General features: G+C 69.9%; 18 protein-coding genes. All 18 read left to right on the top strand.

The features are described from left to right. Nucleotides 1-127: 127 nt before the first annotated feature. Nucleotides 128-1,003: a hypothetical protein gene (locus NUM_RS21975; RefSeq protein ID WP_207126785.1), complete on the top strand. Its 876-nt coding sequence runs from the start codon at nt 128-130 to the stop codon at nt 1,001-1,003. 417 nt (nt 1,004-1,420) lie between these two features. After that, nucleotides 1,421-1,933, top strand: coding sequence for a hypothetical protein (locus tag NUM_RS21980; RefSeq protein WP_207126786.1), 513 nt, complete (start codon nt 1,421-1,423; stop codon nt 1,931-1,933). 186 nt (nt 1,934-2,119) lie between these two features. Beyond that, nucleotides 2,120-3,214 carry a M23 family metallopeptidase gene (locus NUM_RS21985; protein WP_225918761.1) on the top strand — a complete coding sequence of 365 codons (1,095 nt, stop codon included), beginning with the start codon at nt 2,120-2,122 and terminating at the stop codon, nt 3,212-3,214. 263 nt (nt 3,215-3,477) lie between these two features. Continuing rightward, nucleotides 3,478-3,981: a hypothetical protein gene (locus NUM_RS21990; protein WP_207126788.1), complete on the top strand. Its 504-nt coding sequence runs from the start codon at nt 3,478-3,480 to the stop codon at nt 3,979-3,981. Next, complete coding sequence (locus NUM_RS21995) at nt 3,978-4,508, top strand: hypothetical protein (RefSeq protein ID WP_207126789.1); 531 nt, start codon at nt 3,978-3,980, stop codon at nt 4,506-4,508. The genes NUM_RS21990 and NUM_RS21995 overlap by 4 nt, the downstream gene beginning before the upstream one ends. A 118-nt stretch (nt 4,509-4,626) precedes the next feature. Next, nucleotides 4,627-5,940, top strand: a complete 1,314-nt coding sequence (locus NUM_RS22000) for a DNA-processing protein DprA (protein ID WP_207126790.1) — start codon at nt 4,627-4,629, stop codon at nt 5,938-5,940. 302 nt (nt 5,941-6,242) lie between these two features. After that, nucleotides 6,243-7,511, top strand: coding sequence for a hypothetical protein (locus NUM_RS22005; RefSeq protein WP_207126791.1), 1,269 nt, complete (start codon nt 6,243-6,245; stop codon nt 7,509-7,511). Continuing rightward, nucleotides 7,502-8,230 carry a class II glutamine amidotransferase gene (locus NUM_RS22010; RefSeq protein ID WP_207126792.1) on the top strand — a complete coding sequence of 243 codons (729 nt, stop codon included), beginning with the start codon at nt 7,502-7,504 and terminating at the stop codon, nt 8,228-8,230. The genes NUM_RS22005 and NUM_RS22010 overlap by 10 nt, the downstream gene beginning before the upstream one ends. 134 nt (nt 8,231-8,364) lie before the next feature. Beyond that, nucleotides 8,365-8,922, top strand: a complete 558-nt coding sequence (locus NUM_RS22015; RefSeq protein ID WP_207126793.1) for a hypothetical protein — start codon at nt 8,365-8,367, stop codon at nt 8,920-8,922. Nucleotides 8,923-9,009: 87 nt separating this feature from the next. Then, a complete protein-coding gene (locus NUM_RS22020) occupies nt 9,010-10,206 on the top strand; it encodes a hypothetical protein (protein WP_207126794.1) in 1,197 nt (398 codons plus the stop codon). Then, a complete protein-coding gene (locus NUM_RS22025; RefSeq protein ID WP_207126795.1) occupies nt 10,203-10,655 on the top strand; it encodes a hypothetical protein in 453 nt (150 codons plus the stop codon). The genes NUM_RS22020 and NUM_RS22025 overlap by 4 nt, the downstream gene beginning before the upstream one ends. A 307-nt stretch (nt 10,656-10,962) precedes the next feature. Further along, the gene (locus tag NUM_RS22030; protein ID WP_207126796.1) at nt 10,963-11,745 is read left to right on the top strand and encodes a hypothetical protein; all 783 of its coding nucleotides are present in this window, start codon (nt 10,963-10,965) and stop codon (nt 11,743-11,745) included. A 197-nt stretch (nt 11,746-11,942) separates the two neighbouring features. Further along, on the top strand, nt 11,943-12,953 hold the full coding sequence (locus NUM_RS22035) for a DUF4192 domain-containing protein (RefSeq protein WP_207126797.1): 1,011 nt from the start codon (nt 11,943-11,945) through the stop codon (nt 12,951-12,953). 350 nt (nt 12,954-13,303) lie between these two features. After that, nucleotides 13,304-13,951, top strand: coding sequence for a hypothetical protein (locus tag NUM_RS22040; RefSeq protein WP_207126798.1), 648 nt, complete (start codon nt 13,304-13,306; stop codon nt 13,949-13,951). 128 nt (nt 13,952-14,079) lie between these two features. Further along, the gene (locus tag NUM_RS22045) at nt 14,080-14,871 is read left to right on the top strand and encodes a hypothetical protein (protein ID WP_207126799.1); all 792 of its coding nucleotides are present in this window, start codon (nt 14,080-14,082) and stop codon (nt 14,869-14,871) included. Between the two features lie 12 nt (nt 14,872-14,883). Next, nucleotides 14,884-15,264 carry a hypothetical protein gene (locus NUM_RS22050; RefSeq protein WP_207126800.1) on the top strand — a complete coding sequence of 127 codons (381 nt, stop codon included), beginning with the start codon at nt 14,884-14,886 and terminating at the stop codon, nt 15,262-15,264. 82 nt (nt 15,265-15,346) lie between these two features. Then, nucleotides 15,347-16,360, top strand: a complete 1,014-nt coding sequence (locus tag NUM_RS22055) for a DUF4192 domain-containing protein (protein ID WP_207126801.1) — start codon at nt 15,347-15,349, stop codon at nt 16,358-16,360. A gap of 95 nt (nt 16,361-16,455) precedes the next feature. Further along, complete coding sequence (locus NUM_RS22060) at nt 16,456-17,364, top strand: hypothetical protein (RefSeq protein ID WP_207126802.1); 909 nt, start codon at nt 16,456-16,458, stop codon at nt 17,362-17,364. Nucleotides 17,365-17,404 lie beyond the last annotated feature (40 nt).

The raw sequence follows: 17,404 nt of genomic DNA on the forward strand, positions 1-17,404 counted from the left end.
GGGTCACGTTGTCCGCTGTGAATCATGCCGTTCGCTCGACCGGTCTCGCCGTCCTGGTGGTGCTGCCGTCGAGCAGCGCCACCCGTCGGCCAGACCGGTCGAGTCTTCCCGCAAGGAGACCACCCTCATGCCCGACAGCACGCCCATCCCGGCCGGCCTACATCACTTGCCCACCCACGGCGGCCGGGCCGTGCCGATCGCCACCGCCCGCCACACCGACGGCCAGCCCGTCTTCGGCCGCCTGGACGGCCCGCGGCTCCAGGCCTGCCTGGCCGGCCGGCTGTGTGGAATCTGCGGCACCAGCCTGACCAACCAGCCCACCGTCGTGGTGCTGGCGCGGCCGATCGACGTCCGCTACGGCGTGGTCGCCGAACCCGGCGCCCATCCCGCCTGCGCCGCCTACACCCGCACCGCCTGCCCCATGATCGCCGGCCATCTCGCGACCTACCGGGCCAACCCCGCCACCCGGCGCCGCTGCCAGCAGCCCGACTGCTTCTGCCAAACCGACGACCGCCAACCCGGCACCGACCGCCGGGCCGGGCACGGTGCACACCGGTGGCTGGAGATCCGGCTCGACACCCGCCAGTACCACACCCGAGCCGTCGCCCGCCGCGCCGAAGACATCGGCGTCCTGCTCACCGCCCAGCTGATGGCCGCCGCCCGCCGGGTACGCAGCATCTCGCCACCCCACATCACCAACGACCACGACCCCGCCCTGCCGATCCTGCACACCTCGCTGCAAGCCGCGATCAGGATGGAGATGCTCACCGCCGCACCAGCCAGCCGCGCAGTCCAGGCGCAGGCTGCCCGCACGGTCAAGCAGCTGACAGCAGACCAGGGAGACCTGCTGCTGTGCGGAGGGCCCAGCACCAGCGGACGCTTCGTCGCCCTCGCCCGCGCCGCCGCCCGCGCGGCGTATCAACCAGGCGGCGTCACGGTGCTGGGCATGCACCTGTGTCGCCAGGCGCATCCGGGATGCCCTAACCGTGACAGTCCACTTTAGACATTCGGAGTCGGACGCCGTCCGAGGAGATTGGGTAGGGACGGCACTTGCCGCTGGCACCGGTGCTTCGCGCGGTGCCGGCTGCCCTCATGCCTCCCAAACTCCGTCAATCGACTGTCTCGCAGAGAGCGCGCTGGCGTGGAATCGCGGTGAGCTGTCGGCCACGGGTGCGACCGGAGCCCAGCGAAAGGACAGGATCTCACGAGACGCGCCGCAGCGTGCAGAACGCGCCACACCAGCCATAGGAGGCTTGCCCGCGATCCCGCGCCGTCACCCGCACCGCCCACCAGCAAGGCAGCGTCACGGCTCCAGGTGTGCACCCGTGCCGGCAGCCCCACGACAACTGCCCCGACAACGCAGGGCGGCAGCGGATACCGCGGCGGGGATCGATCACCACATCGCACGGAAGGGAGAACAATGATCGTCTTGATACCGCGGCTGTCGACCCCACATCAGGCAGACCTGCTCGATGCGCTCGCCGGCATCGTCGACCGGCACGGTCTGCGCGCCGTCGTCGTCCCCCAGAAGATGTGCGCTCCGCGCATCCGTTGCGAGGCTTCAGTGCGCGGAACAGTTCACCACCGGGTGAGGCTGCGCCTGTTGCCCATGTCCGAGCGGTACTGGCTGCTGGGTCGAGATGGACGGCGCATCCACGCGGTCTGCTGGCATGGACACCGCGACGTACTGCGCGAGCTGTTCGACACCTGGCCGCGCGCCACGCTGATCAGCGCGCTGGCCACCTACCGCGGCGCGGATGACTTCGACGTCTCGCACCAGGACACGCAAGACAAGCACTCCGGCCTCGACGGTAGATGCCGGCCGATACGCGAATGCGCATGCATCGAGCCCGAGCACGACTCCGGGTATCGATGGCATGGCTCGCTCGACTCGGCAAGGTGGACGCCGGCGCTACTCGACGAGCAGGAATAGTCCGCATCGACAACGCGCCGGCCGGCCTGGCGCCAGGCGGCACAATCCACAGTAGACAGTCCGTCCTGAGTTCGGCTGCCCGGCAGTGTCGCTGGCCGCTGTTCACCATCACCCGGTCTCCGAGAGTCGACGCCACCTGCGTCGGCGCTCCGGAGACCGGGTCGTTTCGTCTGATTGGAGAACACCATGCTGCGCACTGTCGCTGCCCTGCTGGGCGGATCTGTCCTGACCATGTTCCTCGGATTCGGCGCGCTCGGCGCCATGCTCGGCGATGACGCGTCCAACACGTCCTGCACGGCGGTATCCGCTCCGGGCAGGATCGGCCACTACGACGCCTCCCAGACCGCCAACGCCGCCACCATCATCCGGGTCGGGCAGCAGCTGCACGTTCCGCAGCGCGGGTGGGTCATCGCGGTGGCCACCGCGATCCAGGAATCGTCGCTGCACAACCTGGTCGGCGGTGACCGCGACTCGGTCGGCCTGTTCCAGCAACGCCCCAGTCAAGGCTGGGGCACCCCCAACCAGCTACACACCCCGTCCTATGCTGCCGCGGCCTTCTACCACGCCCTGCAACGCGTGGCCGGCTGGCAGCACATGCCGCTGACCGCAGCAGCGCAGGCGGTCCAGAAGTCAGCTTTCCCCCACGCCTACGCGCAGTGGGAGACCGACGCCACCCACCTGGTGGACACCATCATCCTCCAACCATCCACGGTCGATGCGGCCGACGCCGCCGCCCTCCAGACCCGCCCGTCCACCCACCACACCAACAATGGGGCGTCTCCCGCTGGTACCATCCCGGCCGGATGCAGTGCCGCAACGTGGATCAGCCCCGTGATCGCCCCCATCTCCTCAGGGTTTCGTCCACCCGACCGCCCCGATCACAACGGGGCCGACCTGGCCGCAGCCCGCGGCACCACCATCCGCGCCGCGCACGCCGGCACGGTCACCGTCGCTCACTGCGACCCAGCGACCGGCAACTGCAACGTCAACGGGTCGATCACCACGCCAGGATGCGGCTGGTACGTCGAGATTCGCAGCCCCGATCACATCATCACCCGCTACTGCCACATGGCCGTACGGCCCACCGTCCACGTAGGACAGAAAGTGACGACCGGAGCCGCGCTCGGGGTGGTCGGGCAGTCTGGCAACGCCGACGGCCCACACCTGCACTTCGAAATCCATCTGCGCGACGACCCCAACCCGTCCGGGGCCGTCGACCCGGTCGCCTTCTACCGCAGCAAACACCTGGTACTAGGCCATAAGCAGACGGCCAACCGCTGACGGCCCTGGTGTGAACCGAGGTACGGCCGCGCGGCTACCTGCCCGGGGCAAAGGACGGCGACTACTGGGCCGTAGCTGATTCACCTCAGCCGGGACGTCGCGCACGGCGGCATCGCCGTGTGATGACCGCCGAGCATCCGCTCGTCTGAGCGGCTACCGATCGCCGTCAACATCCGCCGGGATTCGTCGCAGCGGACGCGCTTTCCCTTCATCGCCTCATCGCCGGCGCCCTCTGACGCTGGTGACCAGACAAGGAGCTGATCATGTCCCACCACGATGCGCAATCCGGTGAAACCGTCGTGCGCGCCGGGTACCTCGCCCTGCGCCACACCCACCGCCGTGACACGGGCCCCGTGTTCGTCCTCGGGGTCACGCGCCTGTATCCGCTGCGGCTGGATCTGGTGACGGTCGCCTGGAACTGGGCGCACGCGCAGGAGATCGTCCACATCCACGCCGACAGCAACCACGCCCGTCCCGAAGCCGGCGTGTTCGCCTATACCTGCCACATCGGCAGCCCCGCCTCCGGCATGGCCGCCACCTGTCTGCACACGCCCAGTCTCGCGGCCGCCCGCGCCGCGTTCGCCGAGCTGGTCAACGACGGCGGCTACGACGGTGTCGGCGCCGACGGCCCTGACGCGGTCATGGACATCTACCCCTACGGCCCCAATGACACCAGCGAAATGTCCCACGGAGACTACCCACTGGCTCGGTGGATGGTCGGTGCCCGCCGCAACGAGCAGTACACGCTGCGGCAGGTGCAGGTGTGATGCGCACCTACCGCACCCGTCTCGAAGTCTGGGGCTGCGTGCAGGGCAGAGCCGGCGAGATCGTCGTGCTGCACTTGGTCGGCGTCAATTTCGACGACGCGGTGCGGGCGCTGTCGGGCGGGCTGTCGGTCGCCTGCGACACGCAACGGGACGCGTGGCCGGCCGGACACCACAACCGACGCGCAGTTGGCCAGTTCCGAACCTACCGACAGTGGCGGATTCGGGCGGCGCAGAGCCTCGGCTCCCGGCATGTCTGCGAACGCGACCTGTCAGCCGATGTGGACTACCCGCACACGGGCGCCGATGGGGCCCCGAAGTGGCGATGCTGCACCGCCACCGCGACCTGCATGCGTCGCGCCGCGGCACGGCAGGGACTGGACTGCTACCACCCGGCGGGGTTTCTGCGTTCCGACCAGCGCCTGCACGACATCGACCGCGTCCCGGTGATCGACCTGACCGATGGTCGGGTCCTGACCGTCTGCGGGCGGCACGCGCCGTGGTTCCGCGATCCCCGCAGGTTCTGCTGATCCCGCGATCTCTCCCACCGACACGCGACAGCCGAGTCCAGACAACGAGCGCGTGTAGCGGCGCAGCGTCGATGGCTCGGCCAACCCCCGCAACCGACTGAACAGGAGGCCATGTGCCATGACACGCCACTACCGGATCACCGCGACCGGTCACAGCGACGACCACCAGTTCGACACCGACGACCCGCAGCAGGCGATCGACACCCTGCACCAGTGGACGTTCGAGGCGACCGCCTGCCTTGACACCGACGAGGAAGCCGCCCGCTACGCCTGGGTGTATCGCGTCAGCCCGGCCGACCTGGACGGGATCACCGTCGAGGTCCGCGGCTACCAGATCGACGTGAGCGTCAGCGACCCCGACGCCCCGGAGCTGGCCCGCTACCTGCATCCGGCCGCCCTTGCCAGCGGGAGCCCGCAGGTGCACGCGCGGCTGGCGCTGACCGAACTGGTCGGCCCCGCATACCCCACCATCGCCGCCTGGGTCGCCGAGCACGGCGCGCTGGCCACCCTCGCGTGGCTCACTGACCACGAGGATGCCGCCTGGCTGCGCGAGAGCATGCCGTATCGGCATCCGACCACCATCGACACCACCGCGATCCTCGACTACGCCGCCCGGCACGGCTTCTGCTACCTCACCGCCCAGGATGCGGGCTGGCCGCTGCGTCTGCCGCACCCGGTCTACGAGGTAGCCGGCGGGGCGTTCACCACCCCGCTGGGCCTGTGGGTGCACGGCACCAGCCGGCTGGACCTGCTCGCCACCGACGGCGGTATCGCCGTGGTCGGACGCCAGGACCCCAGCGACTACTGCGGCGAGCTGGCGCAACGCTGCGCACATGCGCTGACCACTCAGCGAGTCACAGTGTGTGCCGGGCTGAGTGGCACCGGCGCCGCCGCACACCGCGGCGCCGCCCTCGCCGCGGCGACAGGGTCGGGCACCCGCAGCGTCGTGGTGCTGCCGATCGGGCCTGGCGGGCGACTGAACCTCACTCAATGCCAGCGCCTCGCCGGCTCCGCAGAACACGCCGCTCTGGTGTCGTGCTGGCCGATCGGATACACCGACTACCACCAGGCGGGCATTGCCGACCGGCAGGACATGCTCGCCGCGGCGATGTGCGGGCAATTCCTGCAGATCTGCGGCACTGACGCGCCCTGGCAGCTGGCACCAGCGCGGCTGGCCGCAGCCCTGCACCACCAGGTAGTCGCCATCCCGGGCGCGCTGGATTCGGCTGGCGCCCGCGGCCCTCATCGACTGATCGCCGAGGGAACAGCGGGCCTGATCACCGACGCCAGCGACCCGCTCGGCCTCGGGCACGAGCCGGCCCGGGCGCTCGCCGGTCCTGCCCGCGTGGTCGAGTCTGATCCCGGCCTCGACCACGACCGGCGCTGCGGCTGCGGCGGACGCGGCGTCCACGGCATCGACCACACCGACTGAGCGTCCGTAGTGGACAGCCACAGAGAGGCCACGGCTTCGCCTACACGACCGAGGCGAACATGCTGATCCGCCGCCCGGGTGCGCGGGCACGGTCACCGCCGCAACGCCTTGTCGCCACACCGCCGAGTCCCCGGCCCGGTCCCGAACCTTTGGGGCCGGGCCTGTTGCTTGTTCCCGTCTCTCCCGTGCGCTGGTGAGCCCTCCATATCACCGCGACGCCCGCCCGGGGGGAGACCCCGGTACCGGTGTGCGCGTGAACCGCGGGGCTCGCTGGTGCACCTACCGAAAGGTGACACCACCCGATGACCACCACCACACTGACCGGCCACCAACCGGAGTCGGTCAGCAACCACCAGGCCTGCGCCGGATGCGGCACCCCGCTGGACCCGGACGGCGCCGCGTGCACCGGCTGCCGCCGCTGCCCGACCTGTGGGTCGCAGCGTCGTCGTATTCAGCCCGGCGGCAGCACCGACTGCGACGGCTGCGACTGGTACTGCGACGACTGCGAAGACTGGTTCGCCGCGGCCGACACCTGCGGCTGCCTGATCTGCACGTTCTGCAGCACGCGCATCAGCGACGGCGATCAGTACACGATCGGCCGCAAAACGCTGTGCGAGGACTGCACCTACTACTGCGACGACTGCGAGGCTCGGATCCCGGAGGGCGAGGACTGCGAGTGCCCGACCTGTGATCGCTGTGGAGATCGCGTCGCCGACAACGACTCGTACTGGGTCGACGGCCGGCAGCTGTGCGATGGCTGCACCTGGTACTGCGACGACTGCGAAACCACCGTCGAAGACGGTGATCCCTGCTCCTGCCAACGGCTCAACGGTCTGGTCCACAGCTGGGGCTATCTGCCGGAGCTGATCTTCCGAGGCGCCGGGCCGCTGTATCTGGGCATGGAACTGGAGATCGCGATCCCCAACGAACTGCAGCACGCGTGCGCCGAGCTCGCCGTTGACACACTCGGCGACCTCGGGTTTCTCAAAGAAGACGGCACGGTCAACGGGTTCGAGCTGGTGACCCACCCCATGACCTACACCTGGGCGATGTCCGGGTTCCCTTGGCCGCTGCTGCCGCAACTGCGCACGGCCGGCGGTAGCGACACCGCTCCCAACACCGGACTGCACGTGCACCTGTCCCGCGCGGGCTTCGATGGCCCAGCCCACATCCACCGATGGATGAAGCTGATTCACCGCAACCGCCACCACGTCCTGCAACTCGCCCGCCGTGACAACGACCGCTACGCGGCGTTCACCGACGAGGAACGACGCGCGGTCGTCCACTACGCCAAGAAGCAGTCCGTGTCGGGCAAGTACCGGGCGATCAACACCTGCCCCGAAGACACGTTCGAGCTGCGGATGTTCGCCTCTTCCCTCCAACCCGAGCACGTGCAGGCCGTGTTGGGCTTTGCCGACGCGTCGGTGGAATACACCCGCACGTTGACCGTCGCCGACATCGCGCACGGCAATGGATGGGGCTGGGAAAGCTTCCGCAGCTGGGTGAGTGAGCACGACCAGTACGCGCCCCTGGCGGCCGAGCTGGGCGAGGCGGTGCCCGCATGTGCCTGATCACCTTCCTACCCGAGGGCATCGAACCCGACGCGGAGGCTCTCGTCGCTGGGGCGGACTGCAACCCCGACGGGCACGGCTACGCCATCGTCGACGGTGATCGCCTGCTGGTCGAACGCGGGCTGGACGCGCACGAGCTCGTCGAGGGCTTCCTGACCGCGCGTCGAGCCCATCCGGCTGGTGCGGCGCTGTTTCACTCCCGCCTGGCCACCCACGGCGTGATCAACACCGCCAACTGCCACCCGTTTCGCCTCGGCGCAGACAGACGCACCGTGATGGCCCACAACGGAATCCTGCCCCACGACGTGCGCCCGAAGAAGGGGGAGCGGCGCAGCGACTCGCGCATCGCGGCCGAACGCTACCTGCCTCGACTGGGCTCATTGCAGATGCTGTCAGTACGGCACGAGATCGAGCGATGGATGGGCACCGGCAACAAGATGGTGCTGCTCACCGCCGACCCTGCCTTCGACTCCACCGCGTACCTGCTCAACGAACAAAGCGGCTTCTGGGTCGACGGTGCCTGGTACTCCAATCTGAATTTCGTCGACGCGTCGGGCCCGTGGCGGCCAGAACGAGAGCGCGACGTCTGGGCGTGCCTGCGGTGCGACGGCCCGGTCGGCGAGACCGGCCTGTGCCTTCAATGCGGCTACTGCCAATTCTGCGGCGGGTACGCCCCGTCCTGCGAGTGCTGGGATCACCTCGACACCTGGTCCGCCTGACACCGAAGTCCGATATCGACAGTCCACAACAGACAGTCCAGACCGACATCGGTCGCGTTGAGCCGCACCGGCCAGCAGCGGTGTCGCTGCTTCACGCCTGGTGCGGCTCAACCCCGTGCAAGAAGGGCTACATCGTGACCCACACCGATACTGATCTGGCGGAGTTGGTCCACCAGATCACCGACACACTCGCCACCGCGTTCACTGCGATGGCCATTGCCGACGAGGAGATCGACCGTGCCGCCCGCGAACACCCCGCTGACGCCGACCTGCTGTATCACGCGTTGACACTGCTGGTCCCGACTCACTCGCTGATGGCCACCGGCCACCTGTTGCGTGCGCACTGCCGCGAATTGCTGAGGCGTGTGGTGAACGCTGAAGACACCCGGCCCGGCACGGCGGCCGAGGTGTGCTGCGTCTGCCATGACATCAGCCTGGCCACCCCGCTCAGCAGCCCTGCCGTGGGCCTGTACATGCGGATGTGGACCGCCGCCGGCCTGCCCAGTACCGCGATCGACACCGGCGACGCCGCGCACCACGAAACCCTGGAAGCAGAACGGATCGACGAGCTGGAGGCCGACACCCGCCGCCGGCTCGCGGTCGCCGACCGGCATCTGAGCGCCGTCTCGTGCACCGGAAGCCACCACGGGCGAACGGTGTCCTGCCGCTTCGCCGAGGTCCACGGCGACTAACCGCCATCAGACACCGGCTGCTGACCGCAGCTGGCCACCACACCACTGGGCCTTGCCGAGGCGCATCCGACGCCTGGTGAGGCCTTCTTGCTGCGCCCGCGCCCCGACGCCATCCCCGGCCTCGGGGCGCGGGCGCCCCGTGCTGTGAAAGGACAACAAGCCATGACCACCGTCTGCACGATCCCCCAACCCGAACACCCGATCGGACCCGACGCCCTCGACCGGCGCCGATGCGTGTGCCGCCACTGCCGACAGCAGCTGGAAACCTGCACCGGCTGCCGCACCGTGCACCACCTGGATCAGCCCTGCCTCGTGTGCACCACCTGCCAGCGGTGCGGGGAGGCGCATCGGCCGGACGCGGGGATCATCACCGCCCGCGGCTCACGCATCTGCTCCGGCTGCGCGGTGCGCTTCTACCAGCGCTGCACCGACTGCGAATCCTGGAACCGGATCGGTGATCGCTGCGGGCACTGCGATACCCCACCGCCGCAGCTCATCCACCCCTACAGCTACACGCCGACCCCGGTCTTCCACGGCGACGGCCCGCTGTATCTGGGTGTGGAACTGGAAATCGACGCCGCGCCCGAACGGGTCCGCGAGCTCGCCCGCATCGCCACGACCGGACTGGGCACGCAGGGCTATCTCAAGTACGACGCCACCGTGTCCGGCTTCGAGATCGTCACCCACCCGATGTCGCACGCCTACGCGACGCGCCAGTTCCCCTGGTCGCTGCTCCCAGAGCTCGCGGCAGCCGGCGCCCAGACATCACCCAACACCGGGATGCACGTGCACCTGTCCCGCGCCGGATTCGACGGCGACCCACACCTGTACCGGTGGATGAAACTGATCTACCGCAACCCGCGGCCGGTACAGCGCCTCGCCCGCCGCCAATCGGACTACGCCCGCTTCAGCACCGACGAGCGAGCCGGCGTCGCCGACATCGTCAAAGGCACCGCCCGAGGCTACGGGCACGCCGCGGTCAACACGCTGCACGCCGACACCATCGAACTACGGGTGTTCGCCGCGAGCCTGGATCCGGCCACGGTCCGCGCCGCGCTCGGATTCGCCGCCGCCACCGTCGACTACACCCGCCACCACCAGCCCGCCCCACCCCGCGATCGGATCTGGGAGTGGCAGCACTTCGCCCGCTGGGTCACCCGCCACGGCGGCTACCCGGAGCTCGCCGCCCACCTCGCCTACCACACCCCACCTCACACCAGCCAGCACACAGATCAGCGAGCAGTGCGTCAGCTCTCGGCCCCTCGGCAGGGGAGGCGGGCATGACCGGCCACACCCCACCGGCGCTGCGGCTACGCACCATCGAGCCCGCCCGCGACCGCATCCAGGCCGTGGAACTGACCACCACGACCGGCGTGTGCAGCCTGGGCAAGCTGTGGCAGATCGTTGCCGGCCGCTACACCGCACTACCGGTCGGCTGCCCCGTCGCCACACCCCTGCTGGCCGATCCGCAGCCCCTGCTCGACTGGCTGATCGACCGCCTGCAGCACCCGACCCGCGCCGCCGCCACCGCCCGCCGCTGGGCAGCCGCCGCGACGGCCCACCGCGGCCCCACCACCGCACCCGGCCCGTCGCTGTGGGCGAACTACCTGCACGCCGAAGCAGCCCACCTCGACAAGGCCACCACTGGACCCCACCAGCCCATCGACCCCCAACCGATCGACCAGCGGCCGGCAGCGCCCCGGAAGGACTGCCCACCCCGCAACAGCAACTGACCGGGAAAGACCTCGACGGACGGCACCGAGGCACTGTGTCGACGACGCCGAGTCAACCGACGCCGGCGACGCGCCGCTGATAGCCCGCCGCGCCACGCACCGACTCTGCGGTGCGTCCGCCGCCGCCTCACCAGCCACTGCGATTCGGTTCCGCCGTGTCGAGAGTGTGCTGCCTGAGCTCATCGCGATGGCCGGGACGCGCACCAGCGTCCCGTCCATCGCTGTCTTGCCGTCTGCTGTGCCGATCGACCGGAGAACCCACACATCCCCGCCGCATGGCGGGAACACCAGAAAGGACCGACACCAGATGACCAACCAGCCCCGTATCAACGGGCACGCCAGCGCTGCGATCCCCGAGGACACCTTGATCGCAGTCGCGCTGCTCGAACAGTTCCAGATCACCCCCAACGACGATCGTCTCCAGATCGGGATCTTCACCACCACCACCTGCGCCCCACTGGAGCTCAGGAGCCGGCGGCTTCGGCTGCCCGACCTCGACCTGGCTGCCGGCCAGCGGCTGGCCCGCATCATCAACACGGTCACCGACGACGGCCACACCATCCGCGAACAGGCTCAGCAGGAAGCGGCAGCACCGGTGCTGGCCTGGTGGATGGCGGTCGGCTACACAGACGGCCTGCGGCTGGTGGTGGCCGTCACACCCGCCGGGGTCTGGTACGACGCTGCCGCAGACCACGCGGGCAGCGATCCGACCATCTGCCGCTACAACGGCGGCGAACCGTCCGGCGTCGACGCGATCGTCGATTGCCTGCGGGAGCTGGCCTTCCCGGTCACGCTGCAGCACCAGACCACGGACGCCTGGGTGGCGTCGGAGACCCGCATGTGTGGCTGCTGGCATCCCTTCGCCGCCCATCGACTCGACGGCCCCGAGCACGGCTGCGACCAGGACTGCGACTGCCGCCGGTTCGCCTCCACCGAGGACCATCTGCCGGGCCGGTGGGTCCTCGACACACCCAAGATGCTGGCCACGCTGAAGCTTGCCGATAGCTGCGCCACGGCCGCCCACCACACGAGCCCGGACGGCCAACGCTGGCACTGGGTGCCCGACTTCCTCACCCGACTCGACGTCTGACAACGACGCCACACCGATGACCGGGCGCCGTGACAGCCACGGCCAGCCGGTCCTGTCCCCGCGCGGGGCTCGTCTTGACACCGGGTACCGCGCGCTGCCCGAACCCCACTGAGAAGAACCAACAAACGCCCTCGACGAACGCGGGCACCAGCCACATGCGGCCGGTGCCCGCGTTCGCGTCGCCAGGAAGGACGGCCATGACCGACCACGACCGCCAACACCGCCAGCCGGTACGGTTGAATACACCGGAGGCGCTGCTGACCGCGATCCCCTACCTGCTCGGCTACCACCCCTGCGAACGGCTGGTCGCCCTGCTGCTCAACGTCAACCACGTCGAGCTGATCCTCTCCTACGAGCTCGATACGCCCGACATTGCCACTCACCTGGTCGACTGCGCACGACGCCATCACGCACCCGCCGTGGCCCTGGCACTGTTCAGCGACCTGGGCTCGGCGACCACCCTGCTGCGCTCAACCGCGCACGCGGCACGCACTGCGGGCATCCGGCTGTTGGGGCAGATGCAGATCCAACACGGCCGCTACCAGGTCCTCGACCCTCACGACGGCGAACGCACCGGCTGGCAGCAATTCGGGCCCGACACCGCGATCCAAGCCACGATGGTCACCCACGGCCTCGTCGCACACGCGCACCGCGCCGACCTGGACAAGCAGTTCACGCCCGTGACCGGCGCCGCCCGCGACGCCATCCGCCACACCACCATGGTGATCAACCAGCGCTGGCAGCACCGTTCGCGTCGCGACGCGAACAAGACGCGCCACGCCCTGCGCGCGATCGGCCTGCGTTACCTGGCCACCATCGACCGCCAGGTGCGCGCAGACCCCACCCAGACGATCGCCCTGCCCGACAACCACCTCGCGCAGCTGGGTATCTGCCTGCGCGAGGTCGCGGTACGCGACGCGGCGATCGAGTACCTCGACACCAACCTGGCCGCCTACCAACAACTCTGGTCGCAGATGATGCGCCGCGTCGACCACGACGACCTGCCCGCCTGCGCCACGATCTGCGCGTTCGCCTTCTGGCAGGCCGGCGATTCGGTGAGCGCGGGCTTCGCGATCACCCACGCGCTGGATGCCGACCCGGGCTACCGGCTGGCCCAGCTGTTGCGTACCGCGCTCGACGCGCAGATCCCACCAAACGACCGAGCGCACAAGCACGCCCACGCCACCCCGCACAGCGCTGAGCGCTGAGAGCCGCACCGGGCTCACGCCGGGTGCGGCTCTGCCTCCATCGCCCCGACGACACCCGAGTCGCCGCACCGTCCACCGCGCCGTTGCCGCCCAGGCGGGCCGGCGCATCATGCCCAGTTCCCGACGCGGGCACCCGCCTGCCCCCTGTGGTCCGGGTGCCCGCGTTCCCCGCTGTTGAAAGGAATCTGATGTTGCCAAGGCTTGGCTCAGCACACTGCGACTGCGGCTGCGTCATCCACGCACGAGCGCCGCGCACCCGCTACACCGACGCGGGCTGTTCCTGCCGACTGACCTGCGGCTCACAACCGGCGAGTCTGCTGATCCCCGATTGGGGGCTGCCACGGTACGCGATGTTCCTCGACGCGGCCGGCGCCCTGATCACCGTCGCCATCGACACCGACGGCCAGCCGGACTGGCCCACCGCAGGAGAGATCCACTACACCCATGTCCTGGCGTCGGCCCGCCCGGTGCTGGCACACCTGCTGGAAGCGATCGCACTGCTGACCCCGCCGGCCGGTCGGGGGATGGCGGCGGCCGACGCCTGGCTGCTTCGCGGCCTGATCGATGCCATCGCCACCCAGGTTCGCCACGGCGAGCACCTGGAACACGGCGACGCCGCCCCACACCGCCAGCCCGACACCAGCAGGGATACCTGCCCCAGCGACTGCCCACTGCGCCGCTACAACCGGCTGCAGCCGAGCTGTCGATGCCGGCTCAGTTGTGTCCTGCACGGGGTGGCGCTGGTCAGCGGTAGGCAGGTCTGGGTTCCTGACGGCAGTGTCCTGCATGGCCTGGCCGCCACCGTGGACGGGGAAATCGACTGGCCCAGCCACCGCACCGTCCTGATCAGCCCGCCACCGGCCCCACTGCGCGACGAGCTGACCGCGACCCTGACGGCCCTGTCCACACTCCACGACCGGCCGTCGCGGCCCGCGCCGCTCGACCAGGTCATCGGTCACCTGCACCAGGCGCTCACCGAACACCTCCGGCAGCACTGAGCCCGCCTCCGATGGCCGGGACGCCCACCGCGCCCCGGGCATCGCCGTGCGCACGCCACCTTTCGGCCGACCGGCCGGAGACATCGCGCTGCCACCGCACGGCGGGCAGCCAGGAAGGAGCACTCCGCATGACCGACCAGCACCGGATCAACGGGCACAGCCACCCGACACCGCCGGAGGAGATCTCGATCTGTGTCGCGCTGATCCAGCAGTTTGCGACCATCCCGCTCGACGGCCGGGCCCGGGCCGGGACGTTCACCCGCCGCACCGCCGGGCAGACCGTTCAGCTGGCCAGCGCACCCCTGCCTCTGCCCGACAGCGAGGTAGTGCTCGATCAGCGACTCGCACGGTTCATCAACACCGTCACCGAGCCCGGCGAGCCGACCATCCGGCAGCAGTTCCTGCACGAACATCCCGGGACGGTCGTGGCGTGGTGGACGACGATCGGCTTCAGCGACGGGGCACGCCTGACGGTGGCTACCACCCCCGCCGGCGGCTGGTACGACGCCGCCGCAGACCACGCCGACGCCGACCCGACAATCTGCCAGTACGCCGACCCGAGCGCAGTGGACTGGATCAACCCGATCACCGGGCTGTTGGAGGAGCTGGCCCGCCCCGCCACTCTGCGCCCCCAGACCCCGACGGCGTGGGCGGCGTTGCAGACACGCATGTGCGGCTGCTGGCACCCGTTCGCCGAACACCACCTGACCGGCCCCAACTACGCCTGCGACCACGGCTGCGGATGCCACCGGTTCTGCTCCACCGACGACGACCAACAGGGTCGGTGGATCAACGACTCACCGGCTGTGTTGGCAGCGCTGAACGTGGGCGGCAGCTGCCCGACCGCCACGCACCACACCGGGCCCGACGGGCGGCGCTGGCACTGGGTTCCCGACTTCCTCACCCGCCACGGCCGGTGAAGGAGCTCACCCATGCCTACCAGCCTTGACGCGGTAGACCAGGACATCCTCGACCGGCGCCGGACCCGACTCGACGCCCAGCACGGCCCACGGGTCGGTGACTTCGTCGAGTTCACCGACGGCGCCACCCGACGCATCAGCTACCTCTGGACCGTGCCGGACGGCCAGAAGGCGCAGACCAGCACCGACGGCCGCTTCTACCTCGGCGACGATGGCGTCGACTTCTCCGGCTCGCTGTACCCGGCGGTGCCCACAGCCAGCCTCACCGACACCGCCCGCACCCGCCTCGGCGCGGTGTGGCTGTTCCACCACGACCGTTGGCGCGCCTACAACGCCATCACCACCGTGATCCCGTTCCGCGTCTATGCCTGCCACCTGCCGGCACCCCACTAACAACCACCGATATCGATCCTGCGAACGCGGGCATCGGCCACCTCGGCCGGTGCCCGCGTTCGCGCATGTTGGAGAGGACATCATGGCCGACCACGACCGTGTCACCCTGCCGCTTGCCGTGGCCATCCCGGACGGGATGCTGACCCTGATCCCGTACCTGACTGGCTATCACCCGTCCGGGCGACTGGTGGCGCTGTTGGCCGACGAGCACGGCGACTGGGCGATCGCCACCTACGAACTCGACGATCCGCAACTGCTGCCGCATCTGATCGGCTGCGCACATCGCCGGCAATTGCCCCTGGCCTTTCTCGCCTCCTACAGCCCGCTGGATGCCGCGGCAGACCACGCCCGCGCCGTGAGCGCCGGCGTGCGCGCCGAGGGCCTGACGGTCGTCGGGCAGGTACAGGTCAATCGTGGCCACTACCGGTCGCTGGATGGTGTGCGGGATGTCTGGGGAGATTGGCAGCGCGCCGAGCTCGACGCCCTGGTCGCGGCCGAGATGGTCATCCAAGGACGAGCCGTGTTGGCCGACCGCGAACAGTTGGCCGCCCAGTACGCGCCCGTCACCGGGCCGGCCCGCGACCGCATGAGCGCAGCCACCGCCATCGCTCAGCGCTTCTGGGACCAGCAACACCGCCACGACCAGGCCACCGCCCGCCGCGCGCTGCGCGCGATCAGCCTGCGCTACCTGGACGAGATTGACGACCACCTGCGATCCGAGCCCACCCACGGCCTCGACCTCGGCCTCGACGACATGGATGTCGCGCTGCTGGGCATCGCGCTGCGCGATGAGACCGTCCTGAACGCCGCCTTGCTGCGCGCCGACCGCGACCCTCGGGGCTACCAGCAGGTGTGGGCCGAGATCGCGCGTCGCGTCGACCACGCCGACCGTCCCGCGCCCGCGACCATCGCGGCGTTCACCTGCTGGTGCTGCGGTAACGCCGACACCGCCGCCATCGCCCTGCACCACGCGCTGACCGCAGACCCCACCTACCCGCTGGCCCGGCTGCTGCACGCCGGGGTCACCGCCGGCCTGCCCGCCCCGAGCTGGGCGTACCTGATGCGCCCCACCGCCGCTGACACCGACCCGCACTGATCACCAACGCGCGGCCCACACCACATACGACCCGCCGCGCCGCCGGCATTCGGGGGTCCGGTCGCGTTCTGCGCGGTCGCCACCAGCCGCTGTTCGTGACCGCTGGGACGCCCACCCGGTGTCCCGACGGTCGCCTCCTACCCCCCGAGCGTCGATCAGCCAATCGGCGCCGTCTACTGCCCGCCGCCCGGCGGACATCAAGAAAGGACACCTCTCTTTTGAGCAAGGAAGCCCGCATCAACGGCCACACCCACCCGCAGCCGCCCGCGGAACAGCTGCTGCGCATCGTGATCGCGGAGAAGTTGCCCACCATCCCCATCGACGGCATCGCCCGGGTCGGGGTGTTCACCTCCACCACCGTGGCCGGCGCTGTGCTGTTGACCGGGGCGCAGCTTGGCCTGCCGGATGACGACACGGTGCCCGACCAGCGGCTCGCGCGGTTCGTCAACACCGTCGCCGACGCCGACCGGCCGACCATCCGCGAACAGTTCCTGCAGCAGGTGCCCGGCACGCTGTTGGCGTGGTGGCTCACGATCGGGTTTTCCGGCGGGGCGCGGCTGCTACTGGCCGCCACCCCGGACGGAGTCTGGTTCGACGCCGCCACGACCGGGCACGACGCCGAGGCGGACATCGGCCGCGCCGATCATGCCCCGGACGGGTTTGACGAGATCGTCGGGTTCGTGCAGGAGATGGCCTGCCCGGTGACGCTGCAGCATCACACCCCCGCCGCATGGCAGGCCAGCGAGTTGCGGATGTGCGGCTGCTGGCACCCGTTCGCCGAACACTGGCTCGACCGAACCGATCACCCCTGCACGCAGAACTGCGGCTGCCGGTCGTTCGCCTCCACCGACGATGCGCTTACCGGCCGGTGGATCCGCGACACCCCCGCCGCCCTGGGCGCGCTTGGCCTCGACGGCAACTGCGCCACCGCCTGCCATCACACCGGGCCCGACGGGCGGCGCTGGCACTGGGTGCCCGACTTCCTCACCCGCGCAGCCCACTGAGGCCTGCCACGGCCCAGCTCGCCTGGTCGCCGCAGGCCCA

Origin of the sequence: Actinocatenispora comari, from assembly GCF_017312725.1 — a bacterium.
GTDB lineage: Bacteria > Actinomycetota > Actinomycetes > Mycobacteriales > Micromonosporaceae > Actinocatenispora > Actinocatenispora comari.

Excerpts from the sequence above, each read along its gene's own strand:
- NUM_RS21975 (WP_207126785.1), top strand. The coding sequence starts at position 128 with ATGCCCGACAGCACGCCCATCCCGGCCGGCCTACATCACTTGCCCACC.
- NUM_RS21980 (WP_207126786.1), top strand. The coding sequence starts at position 1,421 with ATGATCGTCTTGATACCGCGGCTGTCGACCCCACATCAGGCAGACCTG.
- NUM_RS22035 (WP_207126797.1), top strand. The coding sequence starts at position 11,943 with ATGACCGACCACGACCGCCAACACCGCCAGCCGGTACGGTTGAATACA.
- NUM_RS22040 (WP_207126798.1), top strand. The coding sequence starts at position 13,304 with ATGTTCCTCGACGCGGCCGGCGCCCTGATCACCGTCGCCATCGACACC.
- NUM_RS22050 (WP_207126800.1), top strand. The coding sequence starts at position 14,884 with ATGCCTACCAGCCTTGACGCGGTAGACCAGGACATCCTCGACCGGCGC.
- NUM_RS22005 (WP_207126791.1), top strand. The coding sequence starts at position 6,243 with ATGACCACCACCACACTGACCGGCCACCAACCGGAGTCGGTCAGCAAC.
- NUM_RS22000 (WP_207126790.1), top strand. The coding sequence starts at position 4,627 with ATGACACGCCACTACCGGATCACCGCGACCGGTCACAGCGACGACCAC.
- NUM_RS22055 (WP_207126801.1), top strand. The coding sequence starts at position 15,347 with ATGGCCGACCACGACCGTGTCACCCTGCCGCTTGCCGTGGCCATCCCG.
- NUM_RS22045 (WP_207126799.1), top strand. The coding sequence starts at position 14,080 with ATGACCGACCAGCACCGGATCAACGGGCACAGCCACCCGACACCGCCG.
- NUM_RS21985 (WP_225918761.1), top strand. The coding sequence starts at position 2,120 with ATGCTGCGCACTGTCGCTGCCCTGCTGGGCGGATCTGTCCTGACCATG.
- NUM_RS21990 (WP_207126788.1), top strand. The coding sequence starts at position 3,478 with ATGTCCCACCACGATGCGCAATCCGGTGAAACCGTCGTGCGCGCCGGG.
- NUM_RS22010 (WP_207126792.1), top strand. The coding sequence starts at position 7,502 with ATGTGCCTGATCACCTTCCTACCCGAGGGCATCGAACCCGACGCGGAG.
- NUM_RS22030 (WP_207126796.1), top strand. The coding sequence starts at position 10,963 with ATGACCAACCAGCCCCGTATCAACGGGCACGCCAGCGCTGCGATCCCC.
- NUM_RS22025 (WP_207126795.1), top strand. The coding sequence starts at position 10,203 with ATGACCGGCCACACCCCACCGGCGCTGCGGCTACGCACCATCGAGCCC.